Source organism: Anaerococcus sp. AGMB09787, from assembly GCF_022808955.1.
Classification (GTDB): Bacteria; Bacillota; Clostridia; order Tissierellales; family Peptoniphilaceae; genus Anaerococcus.
Genome location: NZ_JAKZEY010000021.1, coordinates 1 through 20,941, shown reverse-complemented (window position 1 = coordinate 20,941; position 20,941 = coordinate 1). Strand labels below are relative to the sequence as shown.

At 29.4% G+C, this 20,941-nt stretch carries 19 protein-coding genes; 18 read left to right on the top strand and 1 reads right to left on the bottom strand.

Annotated elements, in window-relative coordinates; genetic code table 11:
* Positions 1 to 154: 154 nt before the first annotated feature.
* From MUN42_RS05590 to MUN42_RS05505, 18 genes are all read left to right on the top strand, one after another.
* Positions 155 to 682, top strand: a complete 528-nt coding sequence (locus MUN42_RS05590; RefSeq protein WP_243343547.1) for a BMC domain protein — start codon at positions 155 to 157, stop codon at positions 680 to 682.
* The gene (locus MUN42_RS05585) at positions 679 to 2,238 is read left to right on the top strand and encodes a DUF4037 domain-containing protein (protein ID WP_243343546.1); all 1,560 of its coding nucleotides are present in this window, start codon (positions 679 to 681) and stop codon (positions 2,236 to 2,238) included. The genes MUN42_RS05590 and MUN42_RS05585 overlap by 4 nt, the downstream gene beginning before the upstream one ends.
* Positions 2,226 to 3,194, top strand: coding sequence for a DUF4125 family protein (locus MUN42_RS05580; RefSeq protein WP_243343545.1), 969 nt, complete (start codon positions 2,226 to 2,228; stop codon positions 3,192 to 3,194). Before MUN42_RS05585 ends, MUN42_RS05580 begins: the two co-directional genes overlap by 13 nt.
* A gap of 221 nt (positions 3,195 to 3,415) precedes the next feature.
* Positions 3,416 to 6,010, top strand: a complete 2,595-nt coding sequence (locus tag MUN42_RS05575) for a glycyl radical protein (protein ID WP_243343544.1) — start codon at positions 3,416 to 3,418, stop codon at positions 6,008 to 6,010.
* A 15-nt stretch (positions 6,011 to 6,025) separates the two neighbouring features.
* Positions 6,026 to 6,943 (top strand): glycyl-radical enzyme activating protein, encoded by a 918-nt coding sequence (locus MUN42_RS05570; protein ID WP_243343543.1) that lies wholly within the window; start codon positions 6,026 to 6,028, stop codon positions 6,941 to 6,943.
* A 9-nt stretch (positions 6,944 to 6,952) separates the two neighbouring features.
* The gene (gene pduB, locus MUN42_RS05565; RefSeq protein ID WP_243343541.1) at positions 6,953 to 7,729 is read left to right on the top strand and encodes a propanediol utilization microcompartment protein PduB; all 777 of its coding nucleotides are present in this window, start codon (positions 6,953 to 6,955) and stop codon (positions 7,727 to 7,729) included.
* A gap of 40 nt (positions 7,730 to 7,769) precedes the next feature.
* On the top strand, positions 7,770 to 8,060 hold the full coding sequence (locus tag MUN42_RS05560) for a BMC domain-containing protein (protein ID WP_243343539.1): 291 nt from the start codon (positions 7,770 to 7,772) through the stop codon (positions 8,058 to 8,060).
* A gap of 51 nt (positions 8,061 to 8,111) precedes the next feature.
* Positions 8,112 to 8,654, top strand: a complete 543-nt coding sequence (locus MUN42_RS05555) for a hypothetical protein (RefSeq protein WP_243343537.1) — start codon at positions 8,112 to 8,114, stop codon at positions 8,652 to 8,654.
* Positions 8,639 to 9,064: a BMC domain-containing protein gene (locus MUN42_RS05550; RefSeq protein WP_243343535.1), complete on the top strand. Its 426-nt coding sequence runs from the start codon at positions 8,639 to 8,641 to the stop codon at positions 9,062 to 9,064. Before MUN42_RS05555 ends, MUN42_RS05550 begins: the two co-directional genes overlap by 16 nt.
* A 41-nt stretch (positions 9,065 to 9,105) precedes the next feature.
* On the top strand, positions 9,106 to 9,369 hold the full coding sequence (locus tag MUN42_RS05545; RefSeq protein ID WP_243343533.1) for a EutN/CcmL family microcompartment protein: 264 nt from the start codon (positions 9,106 to 9,108) through the stop codon (positions 9,367 to 9,369).
* Between the two features lie 11 nt (positions 9,370 to 9,380).
* Positions 9,381 to 10,697, top strand: a complete 1,317-nt coding sequence (locus MUN42_RS05540; protein ID WP_243343531.1) for an aldehyde dehydrogenase — start codon at positions 9,381 to 9,383, stop codon at positions 10,695 to 10,697.
* A 9-nt stretch (positions 10,698 to 10,706) separates the two neighbouring features.
* Complete coding sequence (locus tag MUN42_RS05535) at positions 10,707 to 11,813, top strand: 1-propanol dehydrogenase PduQ (protein ID WP_243343530.1); 1,107 nt, start codon at positions 10,707 to 10,709, stop codon at positions 11,811 to 11,813.
* Between the two features lie 28 nt (positions 11,814 to 11,841).
* Positions 11,842 to 13,107: a PocR ligand-binding domain-containing protein gene (locus MUN42_RS05530; RefSeq protein WP_243343529.1), complete on the top strand. Its 1,266-nt coding sequence runs from the start codon at positions 11,842 to 11,844 to the stop codon at positions 13,105 to 13,107.
* Positions 13,108 to 13,116: 9 nt separating this feature from the next.
* Positions 13,117 to 14,130: an AraC family transcriptional regulator gene (locus tag MUN42_RS05525; RefSeq protein ID WP_243343527.1), complete on the top strand. Its 1,014-nt coding sequence runs from the start codon at positions 13,117 to 13,119 to the stop codon at positions 14,128 to 14,130.
* A gap of 3 nt (positions 14,131 to 14,133) precedes the next feature.
* Positions 14,134 to 15,276, top strand: coding sequence for a methionine adenosyltransferase (gene metK / locus MUN42_RS05520; RefSeq protein WP_243343525.1), 1,143 nt, complete (start codon positions 14,134 to 14,136; stop codon positions 15,274 to 15,276).
* Between the two features lie 63 nt (positions 15,277 to 15,339).
* Positions 15,340 to 15,993: a phosphate propanoyltransferase gene (locus MUN42_RS05515; protein ID WP_243343524.1), complete on the top strand. Its 654-nt coding sequence runs from the start codon at positions 15,340 to 15,342 to the stop codon at positions 15,991 to 15,993.
* 4 nt (positions 15,994 to 15,997) lie between these two features.
* A complete protein-coding gene (gene eutJ, locus MUN42_RS05510; RefSeq protein ID WP_243343522.1) occupies positions 15,998 to 16,795 on the top strand; it encodes an ethanolamine utilization protein EutJ in 798 nt (265 codons plus the stop codon).
* 11 nt (positions 16,796 to 16,806) lie between these two features.
* Entirely contained in the window at positions 16,807 to 18,207 is a 1,401-nt protein-coding gene (locus tag MUN42_RS05505; RefSeq protein WP_279323803.1) for an aldehyde dehydrogenase EutE, read from the top strand.
* Positions 18,208 to 18,810: 603 nt separating this feature from the next.
* On the opposite strand, the gene MUN42_RS05500 is transcribed toward MUN42_RS05505, so the two are convergent.
* Positions 18,811 to 20,941 (bottom strand): metallophosphoesterase (locus tag MUN42_RS05500; RefSeq protein ID WP_243343521.1); only part of this gene is annotated, 2,131 nt, incomplete at its 5' end.

The following is a 20,941-nucleotide window of genomic DNA, read 5'->3' as shown; positions in this document are numbered from 1 at the left end:
ATAAATTAAGATTATAATGCATTGGTAACTTTAATTATTCAATATTTAAAAGGTGTAATTCAAACCAATATATTGTATTTTTCAATAAAACATTTATTATATTATTGAAAAGGAAAAAGTTATATGTATATTAAATTAAAAAGTAGGTGATAATATGGATAATTCGGTTATAATATTTGAATTTTCTGCTATTTCAGAAGGATATAATACGATTAATGAATTGATGAAAAAATACACTTTAGAATTATTATATATAAAAAACGTTTGTCCAGGCAGACTTCTCGTAATTGTCAATGGTAATGATTCTGATATAAAAGATATGGAAAAAATCAACATACAAAATTGCAAAAAAAAACCAATTTACAATATATCTAAAGAAGTGATTAATAAAATTAATAGAAGCAATAATATCGAGTCTATAGAATCACTATTAATTGCTGAATTTATAAATTCATATGATGCTATTGTTGCGGGAGATCTATGCTACAAAAATATAAATATTGATATCTTCAAAATTCAATCAAACTTAGGCTTTTTTGGAAAGTCGCTTTTATTTTTAAGTTCAAACCTTTCTTCGTTGAAGCAGTCTAAAGAACTTATTAATCAAAGAATAGATAAAAAAGTAATAAAAAATATCACAATTATAGAAAGACCTATAAAGGAATTAATTAAAAATATATGAAAGAATTAGAAAAACTTCAAAAACAATATTTATATTTGCTTTCAAAAGGCAAGAATCAAGAGATGATTCCCATTATAGAGAAATCATTACAAATATGTGATAAATATAATTTAGATAAGAAAAAGATTGAAATTCTTAATGATTATTCTGGTGCGTTACGAAATACAGGAAGAAAGAAAGAAGCGATTTTAGCTATAAAGCAGTCAATTAAAATATTAGACAATATAAATATTTGTAAAGGTAGTGAGGCATATATTAATATTATAATTAATTTAGCAAATACATATAGAGAGTATAAAAAATATAAGGAAGCGTATATGTATTTTTGTATGGCTAAGTTCTATGTTTTAAATGAAAATAATTATTCTACGGCAAGTTTATATAATAATCTATCTCTTTTATTTCTTGATACCGGGAGATTTTTTGACGCTATAAATCTTGAGAATAAAGCAATAAAAATATTAAAAAGCATTGGTAATAAAGTTCAACTAGCTGAGAGCTACGCTAGCTTATCTAATATGTATTATGAAATTGGATATGAAATAGATTCTTATAAAGCCATGGAAAAATCTAAAAACATAGCACTCAAGCATTTAGATAAAGATAGTAGACTTTATGAAAAAATTATAGATAAATATAATGATTTTTTTAATATTAAAGGAGAAAAGAAAAAAGGCATTGAAGAGTCAGAAGAGTTTTTTTATTCTGAAGTCTTACCTTTATTTAAAAAAAAGTACACAGATATTTTGCCTTACTCTGCTTTTGGATTAGTAGGTATGGGATCTGAATGTTTGGGATATGATGATTATTTGTCAAGAGATCATGATTTTGATAAAAGAGTAAATCTATTTCTTCCCAAAGATGTATATGATAAATGTATTAATAACATTCATTTTTCTCAAGAAAATTTGAGTGGTTTAATTCAAGTTCAAACAATTGAAAGCTTTTATAAATATTACACACTTTATGAGAATGGACCAGTTACTAATAGAGAGTTTTTAAATGTACCCCAAGATTTATTAAAAACAGCGACAAATGGGAAGGTATATGTTGATAATTTTAGAAAATTTACTGAAATTAGAAAAAGATTATTAAAATATTACCCCAATGATGTTAGATTAAAAAAAATGGCGTTTTGTCTTAACAAAATGGCTCAGTCAGGTCAATACAACTACTTAAGATCTGTGAAAAGAAAAGATTATATAGCTTCGTTGTGGGCTAAAAATGAATTTATAAGATATCTTGTAGAGTTTTTACATTTAATAAATAAAAAATATATGCCATATTATAAGTGGTATAAAAGAAGCTTACTTGAGTTGGATTTATATGATATAACTACATTTGAAAAACTTGAGAAACTGGCTTTAGCAAATGATGAAGATAAGTCTAAAGACAATTATATGATTATTGAAAGTATTTGTAAAAAAGTAGTAACATATTTAAATTATACAAAATTAACAGATAGCTCTATCGATTTTCTAATATATCAAGCACTAGAAATAATAAAAAATATTCAAGATGAATCATTAAGAAAGGAGGACACATGGGTGATATAGATAATGTCAAATGTGATTTAATCAGAAAAATAATTATAAAAGAGGTGGAATATTTTAAGCAAACAAATGGTAATATGAATGCAAGTTGCCAAAAACAACCAGGAAATTTCCTTTACGCAAGATTTGCTTATCGGTCTATTTATAATATTGAAATTTTAAGGTCTTATTATACGGATCTATTAAGTTATGATGAAAAAATAAATCCAATAACCTTAAAATATGCGTATATGATGGAATCAACGAATCCAAATGAGTATAAAAAAGTAGAAAATTTAATAGAGAAAGTATCTAAGTATAAAAAAACTTTAGTAGAAATCATTTTGCAAATTTACATGATACGGGAAAAGAATGTTGATAGAAAGAGATCTAGAAAATTGTATACATGGCAAGATTCATCAAATGAGACATCAATTGAAACTTATATGAGAGGAGAATTAAAAACTTATTCAGAAAATACTCTTCGCTTAATATTAAAATATTTTGTTGAAGAATATAAAAAAGGTAAAAATTTGGTTGAATTGAATATGAATGTTCTTGAAAATCCTATTTTCTATAAACCAAAGAAAAAAATATTTGATCGTACTTTTTTAAGAGAGCTGGCTGATTTAGCTTTAAGTAAATCCAAGGATTTAGGAGTTAAGATATGCGTTAGCATATGTGATGACATGGGATATATGTTATATTTTGAAAAAGAATCGGATTGTTTGCCTGTTAGCATTGAATTAAGCAGATTAAAGGCAAGGACGTCTGCTATATTTAAAAATTCTACAGAAAATCTTTTTGATAGTGATTTAAAACCATTGGATGGTTTGAAAATATTTGGGGAAGATTTGTGTTTTCTTCCAGGTGGCAGCCCTATATACTTAGAAGATAGATTAGTAGGAGCTTTAGGGATAAGTGGTGGAACTATAAATCAAGATATAGAAATATTAAATTATTGTATCAAAAACATATAATAAAAAATCAGGCACAAAACGTTATTTGTATAATTGATGTTACAATTCAAAATTATCTATTGACTAAGGATAAGTAGATTTTATTAATTAAATATATCTGAAAAGTACAATAATTTAGTTTTAATTTTATTAACGTTTTCATGTTTTATTTGATATCATAAAGTTATGATAGTGATAAGTGTAAGGAACGTATCACTAAAAATTCATTACAGGAGGTAAAGATGATAGCTAAAGGTTTTAGTAAGCCTACAGAGAGAATTGAGCGATTACGCAAAGTAATAATAAATGCAACTCCACAAGTTGAAGCTGATAGAGCGGAAATAGTAACTGAATCTTATAAAGAAACCGAAGGGTTGCCTATAATACTTAGAAGAGCAAAGGCAGTGGAGAAGATATTTAATGAAATTCCTGTCACAATACGAGATGATGAGTTAATTGTTGGATCATTAACAATTGCACCAAGATCTACTGGTTTGTGTCCTGAATTTTCTTATGAGTGGGTTGAAAATGAATTTGATACAATGTCAACTAGAATGGCAGATCCATTTGAGATTCCTAAAAATACTCAAAAAAGATTGCATGAAGCTTTTTCGTATTGGAAAGGTAAAACCACTTACGAGTTAGCAACTTCGTTAATGAGTGATGAAGTAAAAAAGTGTATGGAAAATAAAGTTTTTGATGTTGGCAATTATTATTTTGGTGGAGTAGGTCACGTCAACGTTGATTACGGGAAGATTTTATCAAAAGGTTTTAGGGGCATAATTTCTGAAACCGTAGAACTTTTAGATTCCTTAAAAGAGGATGATCCAGAAAGCATAAAGAAAAGGGCTTTTTATAAAGCTGTCATAATTGTTTATACTGCGGCAATAAATTTTGCACATAGATACTCCAAAAAAGCTAAACAAATGGCACAGGAAGAAAATGATCCTATAAGAAAGGATGAATTATTAAAAATATCTGAAAATTGTAGAAGAGTTCCTGAATATGGTGCAAGTAATTTTTATGAAGCTTGTCAATCATTTTGGTTTATTCAAATAATGATACAATTAGAATCTAACGGTCATTCTGTTTCACCGGGTAGATTTGATCAATATATGTATCCTTATTATAAAAATGATAAATCTGTTTCAAAGGAACAAGCTCAAGAATATATTGACTGTATATGGGTTAAATTAAATGATATAAATAAGACTAGAGATGAGGTTTCAGCTCAAGCATTTGCAGGATATGCAGTTTTCCAAAATTTATGTGTTGGAGGAGAAGACTCTGATGGTAATGATGCTACAAATGATATTTCTTATATGTGTATGGAAGCAGTTTCTCATGTAAGATTACCTGCACCGTCTTTTTCAGTTAGAGTTCATCAAAATACTCCTGAAGAGTTTATCTTAAGAGCCTGTGAAGTTGCAAGATTAGGCTATGGTGTGCCAGCTTTTTATAATGATGAGGTAATTATACTAGCTTTGGTTTCAAGAGGTGTTGAACTTAAAGATGCAAGAGATTACTGCATAATTGGTTGTGTTGAACCTCAAGCGGCTCACAAAACAGAAGGATGGCATGATGCCGGATTTTTCAATATAGCTAAGGTTTTGGAGATAGCTTTACATAATGGAAAAATAGGCGATGAGCAAGTAGGACCAATTACTGGTGAATTGACGGATATGAAATCAATAGATGATATTTTTGATGCTTATAAAAAGCAAATGCAATATTTCGTTCAATATTTAGTAGAGGCAGATAATTGTATAGATTATTCTCATATGACGAGAGCACCTTTGCCTTTTATGTCTGCATTGGTAGATAATTGTCTAAAAAATGGTAAATCATCACAAGAAGGAGGAGCAAAATATAATTTCACTGGTCCACAAGCTTTTGGTGTTGCTGATTCTGGAGATAGTATGTACGCTATTTACAAAAATGTTTTTGAAGATAAAAAAATAACTTTAAAAGAGCTTAAAGAAGCTTTGGATCAAAATTTTGGTTATTCGGATAATATAAAACCTAATTGTGCTTGCTCTATAGAAAGTGAAGACTCAGGTAATGATAATCTATCTGAAGAAGAAATATATGAGGTTGTAAAGAAAATTTTATCTTCAACTGGTTCAGTGGACATAGACTCTTTAGAGGATATTATACACAATGAGATAAACGAATCCAAAAATATAAGCGAACAAAAAATTACTGGTTGCGGATGTGGAGAGGTTACCGGAAAATTCAATACTATTAGAAATATATTAGAAAATACTGGATCTTTTGGTAATGATAATGACGAGTGCGATAAGTTTGCAGTTAGGTGTGCTAAAATTTATTGTGATGAATTAGATAAGTATAAAAATCCTAGAAATGGTCAATTCCAAGCTGGAATATATCCTGTATCAGCTAACGTACTTTATGGTAAGGATGTAAATGCACTTCCAGATGGAAGATTGAATCATCAACCATTGGCTGATGGAGTATCCCCAAGGCAAGGAAAAGATAATCACGGACCAACATCTGCCGCTAATTCAGTATCTAAGCTACCACATGCACAAGCTTCAAATGGTACTCTATATAATCAAAAATTCTCACCATCAGCAATTGCTGGAGATCAAGGGTTAAGGAATTTTGCATCAATAGTTAGAACATATTTTGATCATAAAGGTAGTCACATCCAATTCAATGTAGTAGATAAACAAACTTTGTTGGATGCTCAAGAACATCCTGAAGATAATCAAGATTTGATTGTAAGAGTTGCAGGTTACTCTGCTCATTTTGTAACACTAGCTAAAGAAGTTCAAGATGATATAATAAACCGTACAGAATTTGATAAAATTTAGGAGTAATTAATTACAATGAAAGTTATCGATTATTCACAGAAAGGTATTGTTTTTGATATACAAAAGTATTCGATACATGACGGTCCCGGTATTAGAACTATAGTTTTTTTGAAAGGTTGTCCTTTAAGATGTATATGGTGTTCAAATCCGGAATCCCAAAATACTAAGCCTGAAATAATGTTTAGGAAAAATCTTTGTATACATTGTGGAAAGTGTGTATCAATTTGCCTAAATAATGCTATTGGTCCTCAAAATAAGTATTGGATAGATAGAAAAAAATGTATATCTTGCGGTGAATGCGTTAATGTTTGTCCTTCATCAGCACTTACTCTAAAGGGTAAAGAAATGACTGTTGAGGATGTTATAAATGAAGTAAAAAAAGATGAAACTTACTATAGAAATTCTGGTGGAGGTATTACTTTATCAGGTGGTGAAGCTTTACTTCAATATAAATTTGCAAAAGAACTTTTGAAAGCATGCCATGCCAAAGGATGGCATACAGCAGTTGAAACAGAAGGATATATTAGTAAAGAAGTTATAATGGAGGTTGTACCTCATATAGATCTTGTTTTGTTAGACATGAAAACATACGATACAAATTTACATTATAAATATACAAAGGTTCACAATGAAGTGATTAAAGAAAATGCAAAATTGATTCAATCGATGACCAGAACAATTATTAGAATACCAGTTATACCTGGAGTAAATGACAGTGTTGAAGAGTTTTCTTCAATAGTGAAATTTGTTAAAACACTAGATAATGTTGAGCAAATACATATTTTGCCTTATCACAATTACGGTGAGAACAAATATTATTTACTAGGTAGAGATTATTTGATGAAAGATACGAAAAAAAATAAAGAAGAACACCTTAACAATTTAAAGAAAATTGTTGAAGATAATGATTTGATATGCCAAATAGGTGGCTAGGAGGAGTAAATGGATAGAGATTTGTTAGAAAAAGTCATGGGGCAGGTATCTGACGAGTTGGGTTTAGATAAACAAAGAAAATCGCAAGTTAGTAAGGACTCTATCGAAATAACAGAATTTGTAGGAACTTCGGTAGGAGATACAATAGGTTTGGTGATTGCTAGTGTGGATCCTTTACTTGTGGAAAAAATGAACTTAGGAAAATATAAATCAATAGGAATATTAGGAGGAAGGATAGGTGCTGGACCTCAAATAATGGCTGTCGATGATGCAGTAAAAGCTACGAATACCGAAGTAATATCTATAGAACTTCCTCGTGACACTAAAGGTGGAGCAGGACATGGATCGTTAATTTATATTGGAGCAGAAGATGTTTCTGATGCTAGAAGAGCAGTCGAGATAGCGCTAGAAAATTTACCTAAATATTTTGGAGATGTTTATCAAAATGAAGCAGGTCATTTGGAGTTTCAATATACTGCAAGGGCTAGTTTTTCTATAGAGAAAGCATTTAGTGCACCTGTAGGTAAAAGTTTCGGTCTTGTTTGCGCGGGTCCAGCAGCTATAGGAACGGTTTTAGCTGATACAGCTGTAAAAGCCGCAAATGTAGAAGTAATATCTTATTCTTCGCCAGCAAAAGGTACAAGTTATTCCAATGAAGTAATGTTAACATTTACTGGTGATTCAGGAGCTGTAAGACAAGCGGTTAAAGCAGCAATAGAAGTTGGGAAAAAATTATTAAAAAGTTTAGGTGAAGATCCTAAGTCTACAACTAAACCGTATATTTAGGAAAATTCAAATATAGAAATACAAATTTAGGAGGAAATATATGAATTCAGAAGCATTAGGTATGGTAGAAACAAAAGGATTAGTTGGAGCTATTGAAGCAGCAGATGCAATGGTAAAGGCAGCTAACGTTAACTTAGTTGGATATGAAAAAATAGGGTCAGGACTAGTAACTGTAATGGTTAGAGGTGATGTTGGTGCTGTAAAGGCTGCAGTAGATGCAGGTAGTGCTTCAGCAAAAATAGTTGGAGAAGTAGTTTCTACTCACGTTATTCCAAGACCACACACAGATACTGAGACTATAATATCATTATTTTCAAATAAGGAAAAATAATTATAAGATTAGGGCGGTTTATACTGCCCTATAATATAAGGCGGTAGATCAATGTTAGATGATGAAACAAGAATAAGGTTAATAATTAAAAAAATACTGACTGAATATAAAAAAGGTTTACTAAATAAAGAGAAAATTTTGGTAGTTTTTCCTTATCCTTGGAAAAATAGTTACTATTTATTAGAAGAATACTTATCTAATGAAAATTATGACTTGTCTGCTTTAGTTTCTGATGATGTTCCTGAAAAAAATTTTGCTGACTTAAGAGAGAATGATTTATTCAGTGAGGTTATAAGCTACAAAGATGTTGATAAGATTAATGATAAGTTTAAGAAGGTTTTATTTGGTAGTTTGAGTGTAGATGATATAGTAGATATCACTTTATTAAAATCAAATAGTATAGAAACCAACATAATAAAAAAATCTTTTAAAGCTGGCATATCTATAGCAATTTGGATAAATGGTTTAGAAAAATTAACTGAAAAAGAGCCAGATTATTATAAAGAAAAGTTAAAGGGATATTACGAAGAAATATTAAAAATGAATATTAAAATTTTGGACAATAAGGCGGTACGAAAATGGGCAATTCATTAGGACTAATAGAAGTAGAGGGATTATCTACTGCTATATATGTAGCTGATGCTATGGTAAAATCAGCAAATGTGAATATTAACGATTTAGAAATAACTAAGGGATTTGGAATGGTAACAGTAAAGATATGCGGTGATATAGGAGCGGTAACAGCAGGAGTAAATGCAGGTTTAGCTATTGCAGAAAAATCTGGTAAATTAATATCTCATGATATTATTGCAAGACCATCAAAATCTGTTATAGATGAAATGTTAAAAAAAACTAATAAACAAACTCTAGTTATAAAAAGTAAAGCTATAATCAAAAACGAATCTAATGAAAATTCAGATTCTAAAGAAAAGTTGAATAATATTTTTGAAGAAAAAAGTAAAGAAAATAATAAGAAGCTTAATAAAGATGGCAATAATAAGTAATATATTGTCAGAAGATAATAACTTATAAGGAATAATATAATATGTTCATAGCGAAAGTTATAGGAAATGTAGTTGCAACGACAAAAAGTAATACTTTACAAGGTACTAAATTAATGATAGTTCAAAAACATAATGTTTCTGATGATTTAGTTAGAGAAGAGTTTGTCGCTGTAGATTATGTCGGTGCTGGTATAGGTGAATCGGTTTTAGTAGCATCAGGTTCGGCAGTTAGAGTGGAAAGTGAAAGAAAAGCTTCAGTCATTGATTTAGCTATAGTTGGTATAATAGATGAAATAATAAGCTAGAGGGTTATGGTATGTTAAACAAATATGTATTTACTTCAGTAACGGAAGCGATAGATGCTGCTGTTAGAGCATTTAAATCTTTTGAAAAACTTGGAATATCAAGTCGTGAAGATATTATAATAAACTTAAGATCAGTGTTAGAAAGCAATTTAGAAAAAATTGCAAAAATGACTTATGAAGAAACAAATTTTGGAATATTACGAGATAAAAAGATAAAATTAAAAGTAGCTATAGAGCAAACACCTGGTACAGAAGATCTAAATACAGAAGCAATTACTAAGGATAAGTCGTTAACATTGTTTGAGAGATCCGCTTATGGTGTTGTTTGTGATATTTTGCCAAGTAACAATCCAACAGCTACTTTAATTAACAATGTTATTTCATTATTATCTTCAGGGAATTCTGTTGTTTTGTGTCCTCATCCAAGAGCTATAGGTGTATCAAAATATTTAACAAAAATAATATCAGATACAATTTTTAAAATATCTGGAATTGAAAACCTTGTAGTTACTTTGGATAATATATCATTAAATAATGTAAACGAAATAATGCATCATCCTGATATAGATATGATAATAAGTACAGGTGGGTCTGATGTTGCTAAAGAAGTAATAAAGTGTAAGAAAAAAATAATTGCTGCTGGTCCAAGTAATCCTACATTTATAATAGATGAAACGGCAGATATTAAAAAAGCCGCAAGGTGTATTGTCAAAAGTGTAAGCTTTGATAATAATCTTATGTGTGTGACTGAAAAAAATTTAATTGTCGTTAGAGAAGTATATAATAAATTTATAAGTGAATTAGAAAAAGAAGGAGCATTTAATATAAATGACTTTAGTAGAATGATAAAACTTTCCAAAGTTTTATTGAATGAAGATCTAAAGCCTAATAAGATGTATGGTGGAGTCGATGCAAATAATATTATAGATATAGCAAAGCTTAAGAGGAATAAAGATTATAAAATAATAACGGTTACTGTACCAAAGATACATCCTTTTGTGACAGAAGAATTATTAATGCCAATTGTTCCTATTGTAGTAGTAGATGATTTTGAAATGGCAATTGATTATGCTATTGAAGCTGAACGAGGATATAAACATACTGCAGGTATTTATTCAAATGACCTTGATAGGCTTAATTTTGCAGCTAAGAAATTACAAACATCGGTCTTTGTTAAAAATGGATCAGCATTAGATGCTATAGGATTTTCAGATAATACTCCTGCTGCTTTCACAATAGCAAATATTACTGGGGAAGGAACTATTACAGCAAAGGATTTAACTAGAAAAAGAAGATGTGTATTAATAGATCCTTTTTCTATCAGGTAAGGTGATAAAATGGAAATATTTGACAAAACTAGAGTTATATTCGGAAAAGATTCCTTAAAAAATCTTAATGAAATTAAAAATAAAGATATCTTAGTTATAACTGATGAATTTTTATATAAAAATAAAATAACAGATTTAGTTACAAATAATTTAAAAGATAATAATATAACGTTCTTTTATGAAATAAATCCAGATCCTTCACTTAGTGTTGTATCTAAAGCATTGAGTAAGCTATTAAGAAAAAATTGCGAGTATATAGTTGCAGTTGGTGGTGGCTCTGTTATAGATACAGCAAAAGGTGTTTTGTATTTTGGAAAGAGTTTATTTAAGAAAAAGCATATATTCATAGCTATTCCGACTACAAGTGGAACCGGATCCGAAGTAACTAGTATAGCGGTTATAAAAGATGAGGATACTAATATCAAACATCTATGTCAAAGTGATGAAATATTACCTGATGTAGCTATTTTAGATGTAAACTTAACTAAAAATTTACCTCAGTCTATTATAGCAAATACAGGAATAGACGTTTTGACGCACTCTATTGAAGCTTATGTATCAACTCAATCTAATTATTATTCAGATGCACTTTGTGAAAAAGCTGGAGAACTAATAGTTAAGAATTTGTTACTAAGTTATGATGACAAAGAAAATATTAAAGCGAAAGAGAATATGCATATAGCTTCAATGCTAGCTGGACTAGCTTTTCAAAATGCAGGTTTAGGATTAAATCATAGTATTGCTCATCAAATAGGAGGCTTTTTACATATTCCACATGGACTTGCAAATGGGATTTTAATAAATAAGATAATTGACTATAATTGTAAATGTGCTAAAGCAAAAGAGAAATATTCTATTTATGCTAAAAAAATTGGAATTTCTGACGAAAATGACAATAAGGAAAAAAGTATAATCAAATTAAAATATTTTGTTGATATATTACAAAATAAAATGAATATGCCAAAAAATATATCTGAACTCAAGGTTGAATTAAATTCTTATAATAGATTAATAGAAGAAATGGCTAATAGTGCATTGCTTGATAACTGTATTTCAACTAATCCAGTTAATGTTTTAATATCAGATGTTATTAAAATATTAGAAAGTATTTATTGATTCTAAATTAAACGCCTTGGAGATCATAATGGATAAAGATTTAGTAAGTATTACAATTGATGAAAAGTATATAAAGGAATTAGAAAACTCTGATTTAATATCTATTTTTGGTAAAGAAACTTTAGAAGAAATACAAACAGCAATTTCTGATGTTACGGGACTTGCTTTTGTTACAGTAGACTTTAGAGGAAATCCTTTAACTAAATTAACTAATTTTTCAGATCATTGTAAAATGATTAGACAAAATAAGATGTATGATAATATATGTAGGTTAAGTGATGCATCAGGAGCTATAAGGTCAGCGGTTATTAAGAAAACTAGTATATACTATTGTCCATTTAGATTTTTAGAAATGGCTATACCAGTAGTAATAAATGATACTTACTTTGGAGGATTTATCGGGGGTCAGGTTATCTGTAATGATGCTCCAAATAATATTTATAAGATGAGCAAACAAATTTTACCAACCGATGAATTTATAAATTTTGATGATATAGGAAAAAATTTAGAGAGAGGTAAGGAATATACTTATAAAGAATTTTTAAAAATAACAAATTTAGTTGAACTTATAATTTCACAAATGGTTAAGCAAAATGTAATATCGGGATTTAATCAAAATAAGAATCTAGAAAGGATTTCTCAGCTTGAATATAAATTAGATAGTGAAAAAGAGAAAAAAATATTTTATCATAATAAATTTTTTCTTATAAGTAATGATATAAATAGGATTTTTCTAAATGATTTTTTAGAAAACATGGATTATTTATATATAATAAATGATTTGGCTTTATTAAGAGAATATATTAATGCTTATAGAATATTTATTAATTGTTTATTAGATTCTACAAATATGAATATTAGTAATTTTTTAGAAATTATAAAGAATTTTTATTACATGCTAAAAGTTCAATATGGGGATAGATTTAATTATAAGGTAAATGAATTTAATGATAAATCTACTAAACTTGATTATATAGTTTTCCCAATTGTAGAATTTATAACTTTATTTGGGATAAAAATAAATGAAAAATATTTTTGTAGTATAAATATTACAAAAGAAGATGATTATATTATTTTATCTATTACTGATAAAGGAATGGAAATAACTGAATCGATTTTAAAGGAATTTGCCATAGAAAGAAATTTATTAAATGAGCTTGGAATAATGGAAGAATATATTGAAAATATTAAGTTACAATATCATCATAGAGAAAAAGAGTGCTTTAGTATTAAAAATAGCTACAATGATGAATTAGGGGGCAATGAGTTTGTGATTAAAATTAAAAGTTTGTAAGGATTTGATATGTATAACATTCTGCTTGTTAATGAAAAAGAAATTGTCAATAAGGTTTTTGTAAATATAGTTAAAAATCTTAAAAAATTTAAAATTGCAGGTGAATGCTATTCTTATAAAGAAAGTTTATTAAAATTCGACTTAGCAAAAATTGATATTATATTTTCGGAGTATCAATCGTCTATTGAAATGAAAATAAATTACATTGAAGAGATTTATAAGAAAAATAAACATGTGAAAATTTTTTTTATTGCCAATTATAGTAATTTAATAATACTAAAATCGGTTATTGACAATATAAATCATAAAGAGGTAGTTGATTTCATATTAAAGCCAATTACAAATATGAAAATAGTAGAAGTTTTAGAAAATTATGAAAAAAAGCAAAAAAATCTTGAGAATTTGATGATTGATGAAGTTTATCAAGAATTTCATAATCATAATTTTAAAAAAGTATACTTATACATTACTTATATTTCTACATGGTTAAAAAATCATAAGGATATTAATATTTCAGATAAAATGGATTATATAGAGCATAAAATCATATCAACATATATCGATTCATATAATATTAAAGATTTAGTTAATGAGCAAACATTATTGATTGATTATGAAAATATAATTATTAATAATTTATATCCAGTTTGGTTATTTGATACATTTGACTATATTTTCAAAAAAAGGACTATGGACCGTTATCCGATTATGGAAAATTTTTATAATTATATTGATAACAATATTGATCAAAATATTTCTTTGAAGGATGTTGTAGACAATTTGAATATTTCACAAGGATATTTAAGTAGGATTTTTAAAAAAGAATATAATCTAACAATATTAAACTATATCCATTTAAAAAAAATAAATAAGGCAAAATTTATGTTTTTGAGATATGATTCTTCAATTGTTGATGTTTGCTATAAATTAGGTTATAAGGAAAGCTCATATTTTTGCAAGGTCTTTAAAAAATATGAAAATCTAACTGTTGAAGAATTCAAAAATTGTTACAAGAAAGAGTAAAACATGAAAGATTATGTCATAACAAGTGAATCAGTAACTCAAGGTCATCCTGATAAAATTTGTGATCAAATATCTGATGCAATTTTAGACGAATATTTAAAATTCGACAAAAATGCTAGGGTTGCAGTAGAGACTATGATTTCAAATAAATTATTAGTGATAGCTGGTGAAGTTAGTTCAAAAATAAAAATTGATGTTGAAGAAATAGCGAAAGAAGTTCTAGAAGATATTGGCTATAATACTATTGATATTGGATTTGATTTTAATAAGTCAATTGTAATTTCTAATATTGTAGAACAATCACATGATATATCAATTGGAGTCAATAAAGAAAAGATATGTTCTGGTGATCAAGGTATTGTTTATGGATATGCTTGTAATGAAACTAAAAATTATATGCCATATTCCATAGATTTAGCAAATAGACTTGTTAAAAGACTTGATTATGTAAGGAAGAATTATATAATTGAAGGTCTTAATCCAGATGGTAAATCTCAGGTTAGTATCCATTATCGTGACGAAAATATTATAAGCATAGATTCGATAGTTATTGCTGCTCAACATAAAATAAATGTTAGCAATATTAAAAATAAAATTATTGAAGAAGTTATTATGAAAGAAATAGATAATAGATACTTAAATCATGAAACAAAAATTTATGTAAATAACACAGGTAAATTTGTTAAAGGTGGTCCTGCTGCTGATTGCGGTTTAACAGGTAGAAAAATTATTGTTGACACATATGGTTCAGTATGTAAGCACGGAGGTGGTGCTTTTTCAGGTAAAGATCCATCAAAAGCAGATAGATCTGGTGCTTATATGGCTAGATACATAGCTAAAAATATTGTTGCTTCTAGAATTGCTGATAGATGCGAAGTTGGGCTTTCTTTTGTAATCGGAAAGGAAAAAGTAGATTCTATCTATTTAAATTGTTTTGGTAGTGAGAAAGTATCGATTGAAAAAATAAATAGTATGATTCCTTTAGTATTTAATTTATCAATAAACTCAATAATTAATAATTTTAATATGAGAAGACCTATATACAGAGATCTTTCTACATATGGTCACTTTGGTAGAAGCGAAAAAGAATATTTATGGGAAAGATTAGATAAGATAGAGATTATAAGAAAAATATTAAGTTACTAATAATAAATTTGGCTTTTAAGATTGATTTTAAATAGATCTTATTATTCGGAATAGGAAGGGAAGATGATTAGCAATAGATTAGTTGAAATTGTTTGTCAAAGAGTGTCTGATAAATTAAATGAAATTGACGGATTTTTAATACCTGTTGGAGTTTCTAATAAGCATATACACTTATCACAGAAAGATCTTGATATTTTATTTGGAGTAGGATATAAGTTAAATATTAAAAAAAATTTGGGTCAACCTGGTCAATTTGCAGCAGAAGAAACTGTTACAATAAGAGGTAATAAAGGTGAATTTGAAAAAGTAAGAATATTGGGACCTGTAAGAACTAGGACACAACTAGAAATATCTAAAACAGATTCGTTTTTGTTGGGTATTAAACCACCTATAAGGGAATCAGGAGATTTAAAAGGTTCTTGTGGGGTAGAGATTATAGGACCAAAAGGAAAGATACGTATAGACGAAGGCACTATTGTGGCATTGAGACATATACACATGACACCTGAAGATGCAATTAAGATGAATGTTAAAGATGGAGATTTTGTAGACGTTAAAATTTTTGGAAAAAGAAAAGCAATAGTTTCTAATGTACTTATAAGAGTTTCAGATAAATATAAACTAGAAATGCATATTGATACAGATGAAGCAAATGCTTTAGGATTGTCAAATAATGATAAAGTTTTAATATCACATTTCTTTGATGAGATTATATAATTTTATGGAATATGAAGAGAAACTTGATAAATTAAATTATTTAATACAGACTAATAAAGTTGATAAAAATAATAAAGGATACAAAGTAGGGGTTGATTTAGGTACTGCCAACATAGTGCTAGTTGTCGTTGATGAAAATAAAGAGCCTGTAGCAGGTAAAACGTATCCATCTACCGTAGTAAAAGATGGTGTAGTTATAGATTACATAGGTGCAATAAATATTTTGAAAAAATTAAAATTAAGCCTTGAGGAGAGTTTAGACACTAAACTTTCTTTATCAAATGCAGCGTTACCGCCAAATGTTGATAAGTCTAATTATAATGCAATAAAAAATATTGTTGAATCTTGTGATTTTGATATAGAAAAGATAGTTCTTGAGCCGGATGCAGCTGCAAAAGTTTTAAATATTGAAAATGGTGCGGTTGTTGATTTAGGAGGAGGTACTACAGGAATTTCTATAATTAAGGATGGAAAGTCTATTTATAGCTATGATGAAGCAACAGGAGGTATTCATATGGATCTTGTTGTATCTGGGTATTATGGAGTAAGTTTGAGGGAAGCTGAAATTTTAAAAAAATCAGCAACAAAAGAAATAACTAATCTTGTAAGGCCGACACTTGAAAAAATGGCTACTATAACTAGTGGTATAGTATCGTCGTTTAACATTGATGAGATATATTTAGTTGGCGGATCTTCTTGTTTTGAGGGAATAGAAAAAATATTTGAAGATATTACAAATATAAAAACTAGAAAGATAGATAATGCATTATTGGTAACCCCATATGGAATTGCTATCAGTTGAAGGAGTTAATTATGAAAACTGAAATTATTGAAGAAGTGGTTAGAAAAATATTGGCTGAAATGGAAGATTCTAAAGATAATAAATTTGATTATTATGATTATGGTATATTTGATGATATGGATGATGCAATTGAAGCAAGCAATAAAGCTCAAAGAGAATTATTCAATATGTCGATTGAGCAAAGAGGTAAACTTGTTGATTCAATGAGAGCGGCTATATTGGAACCTGATAATTTAGAAACTTTGTCAAGAAAAGCGGTTGAAGAAACTGGTATAGGAAAATATGAAGATAAGATTTTAAAAAATAAAGCAGCTGCTGAAAATTCTCCAGGAATTGAAGATTTAACAACATGGGCTAAAACTGGAGAGAATGGTATTACAATAGAAGAATATTGCCCTTTTGGTGTAATAGGTTCTATAACACCTACAACAAACCCCACTGAAACAATAATATGTAATTCTATAGGAATGATAGCAGGTGGCAATTCTGTTGTATTTTCACCTCATCCTAGAGCTAAGGAAACTTCTATTATGTTGATAACATTATTAAACAAAGCATTAGAAAAAGTAGGAGCACCAAGAAATCTCATATCTATGGTCAGAGAACCATCTATTGAAAATACAAATAAAATGATGAAAAATAATAAAATTAGGTTATTGGTTGCAACAGGTGGTCCTGGTATAGTTAATACAGTATTATCATCGGGAAAGAAGGCAATAGGTGCAGGAGCGGGTAATCCTCCTGTTGTAGTTGATGAAACAGCTGATATTGAAAAAGCAGCAAAAGATATAGTTGATGGGTCAAGCTTTGATAATAACGTTCCATGCATTGCTGAAAAAGAAGTCTTTGTTGTAAGAGAAGTTTTTGACAAATTAATACTTCATATGCAAAAAAATGGTGCATATTTATTAAATGATAAAGAGATAATTGAAAAGATGGACAAAATGGTAAGTAAGGATGATGGAAAACCAAAAGTAGATTATGTAGGTAAAGATGCCAAAGTCATACTTAGAGATTTAGGAATTGATGTTCCTAGTAATATAAAATTGATTATATTTAAAGCAAATAAGGAACATCATTTAGTTCAAGAAGAAATGATGATGCCTATATTACCTATTGTTTGCTGTGATAATGTTGATAAAGCAATTGATTACGCTTATCAGGCTGAACATGGTAATAGACATACTGCTATTATGCATTCAAAGAATGTAGACAAGTTAACTAAAATGGCCAAACTATTAGAGTGTACTATCTTCGTTAAAAACGCACCATCATATGCAGGAATAGGCGTTGGTGGAGAAGGTTTCACAACATTTACAATTGCTGGTCCTACTGGAGAAGGACTAACAAGTGCGAGAAGCTTTTGCAGGAAAAGAAGATGTACAATGATTGACTCTTTTAACATTAGGTAATTTCAACAATAATTATTCTATTTATAAATACAATGTGAATTGCAAATAATATTGCGACACCTAAATTAAACTAAGCGCGTGCATAAATAAAACAAATGGAGTTTGATAATTTAGACATTTTATTGGTCTGGTATTAAGCTCCATTAAGTTTTTATACTAATATCTTGTTGAATATAGACAAAGCATCCAATCCTTAGGACAATATTCTTGACCATATCTTTTGTTAAAAGCATTATGCATAGATATTGGATTTTTGATTATTAATTTTATTAGTGTCTATTATAAGATGATTGATTTTAGTCTTTGATCTACTATTTTATTATTTTTTATTTTTTCTAGCAATTTCTAATTGATCAATTAGATTAAATATTTCTTGATTATTCATATATTTATTATACGCATTTATATGTGTTTAATTGGTGATTAGTATCAGAAGTCTATTTAATTATTAACAGTTATTAATAAAAATGGATTACTGTTTAAATAAATATTATAAAACTAAATTGACCCAAGAGTTTTACATAGTATTTATTAAATAATCTCGTAAAAAAATATTTTCGGAATTTAAACTAAGAGGGTCTAATTTTGTAGACCCTAAATTATTTATGACTCATCATATTCTATATAGTTGAAGTAGTGGTCTAGTTCGTTTAGGTTGGCGTTTTGGTAGATGGAGCTCATTTCGTTGTTCATTTCTCCTATTAGTCCTAGGAGAAATTTTCTTAGGGATTTTTGGCCGAAGATTTTGTCGGAGATGTTGTTTTTGGCAATTTTTATTGCTGTGGAGTGGGCTAGGGTTTTGGCCAAATCTACTCCTTTTATTTTGGATTTTTTGGTCAAAAATCTTGAGAAGAAGTCTAGGAAGTCTCTTAGGGTTGATACTTTTTTGATGAAGTACTTGTAGAAGAGGTTTCCAGGGAGGCCCTTGATTTGGATAAGGTCTTGGAAGAATTTTTCTTTGGATCCTTCTTTCTCTAATTTGAAAGATCTTGTTACGGTGTCAAAGTATTCGTTGATTTCTTCTTCTGCATAGTCAATTAGCATTCCTATTAGGTCGTAGTCAGGAGAATTGATGTTTGCTATCATTTTTTCTATATAAGCAGGTTTTTCTTCCTTGTCTGTTGACCTATATTGGTAGATGTAGTTGGCAAAGTCGTAGAAGTTGTGGTCTTCGTCAATTGGCATGGACCAGACTTTTTCCATTATAGCAAGGCTTTTTTCCATAACGAAGTCAGGGGTAAGGATTTGTGATGCCTGGTCTAGGATTATATCTATGGCTGCTTCTATGTTTTCTGCCTTGATATAGAAGGTGTTGGCGAGGGCCTTGATCCTAAATTCGTAGTTGTAGTTGAGGTTTGATATAAATATTCTGCCCACGTATTTTCTTGAGATTGGAAAGAATTTGATGATTCTAGGGAAGACTATTTGGTTCATGTAGTTTTGATAGGGGATGTCCATATCGAAGTTTGAGTTTAAGTTATCGATAAGGAGTTTTTTGTAGTCTACATTTTCAAATAGGGGGTTGTTGGCTTGGATTTTGATGTAGTTGTCTACTACCTCCCTTAGGCTAAGTTGGTTTTGCATGGTGTAGGCCCTGGCTTCTTTTATATAGTGGTCTTCGCCATATTGGTCTGTAAAGGAGAAGTCACTTATTAGCTCAGTGCTTACAAAGATGTCAAAGCCGTTTTTGGTAGGACTCTTGTTTTCTATGAGGACATGCCTTATAGGTAGTGGGTAGGTTATAGTTGATCCGGTTTGGATATCATAGATTATTGATCCTGCCTCGCTCTTGTACTTGGCTGTTCCATTTTCGTGGAGGTGGCCTGTAAAGAGGAATTTCACTCCATTATCAGCTAGGACCTCTATGGGAGTCTTGCCATTGATACGCTCGTCTTCACATTCAAATTTATCCTTGTATTCCTTAATCAAGAAGGGAGAGAGGACAAGTTCTTGGTTTCTAAAGTTTGGCAAGAAGGCATGGTGGGCCACAACTATTACCATATCCTTTCTTTCCTTGGCCTCATCTATCTTATCCACTATCCACTTCATTTGCTTGAGGTTAACAGATCCTGGAATATTGCCCCTGCCGTCCCTATGTTTTTCTTCCCTGTCCGCTGAATAGATTGATGTATCTAGCATTATTATGGTAAGGCCGTTGTCGAGGTTATTGTTTTGCTTAAGCCTTGCCACATAGGAAAAATATCCGTGGGCATAGTAGGAGTATTGGTATTTTCTTTGGTAAATCTTATTTACCTCATCGAGGTAGATTTTGAATTCATTTGAGCCCTTGTAGTAGTCTATAATTGAGTCATCATTGAAGATAAAGTCATAAAGCTTATAAAATTCGTAGGGACTTACATTACGGGTAGGCATATCCTTACTAAAGTCGTAGGCCCTTTGGTCGTTGATATCGTGGTTACCAGGAGTTAGGAATATTTTGCGACTTGGATCTTTGCTCTTCCATTCTCTTAGGTAGGTTGAGACAAGCTTGTGGGATTCGTACTCTCCTTCCTTTACCATATCTCCTGGGAGTATCAAGATATTGGACTCAGAGGCATCTACCATCTCCAAGGACCTCTTAAAGAGCCCCTCGCTTTCTACAACAAGCTTTCTCTCTATCTTTAGTTCTTTATCAAAATGTTGATTATCCCCCATAAGAGTCCCAGCTAGGACATGGGGGTCTGATATTATTGAAATATTAAATATATCTGTGTTTAGTTCTTCATTAATCTTC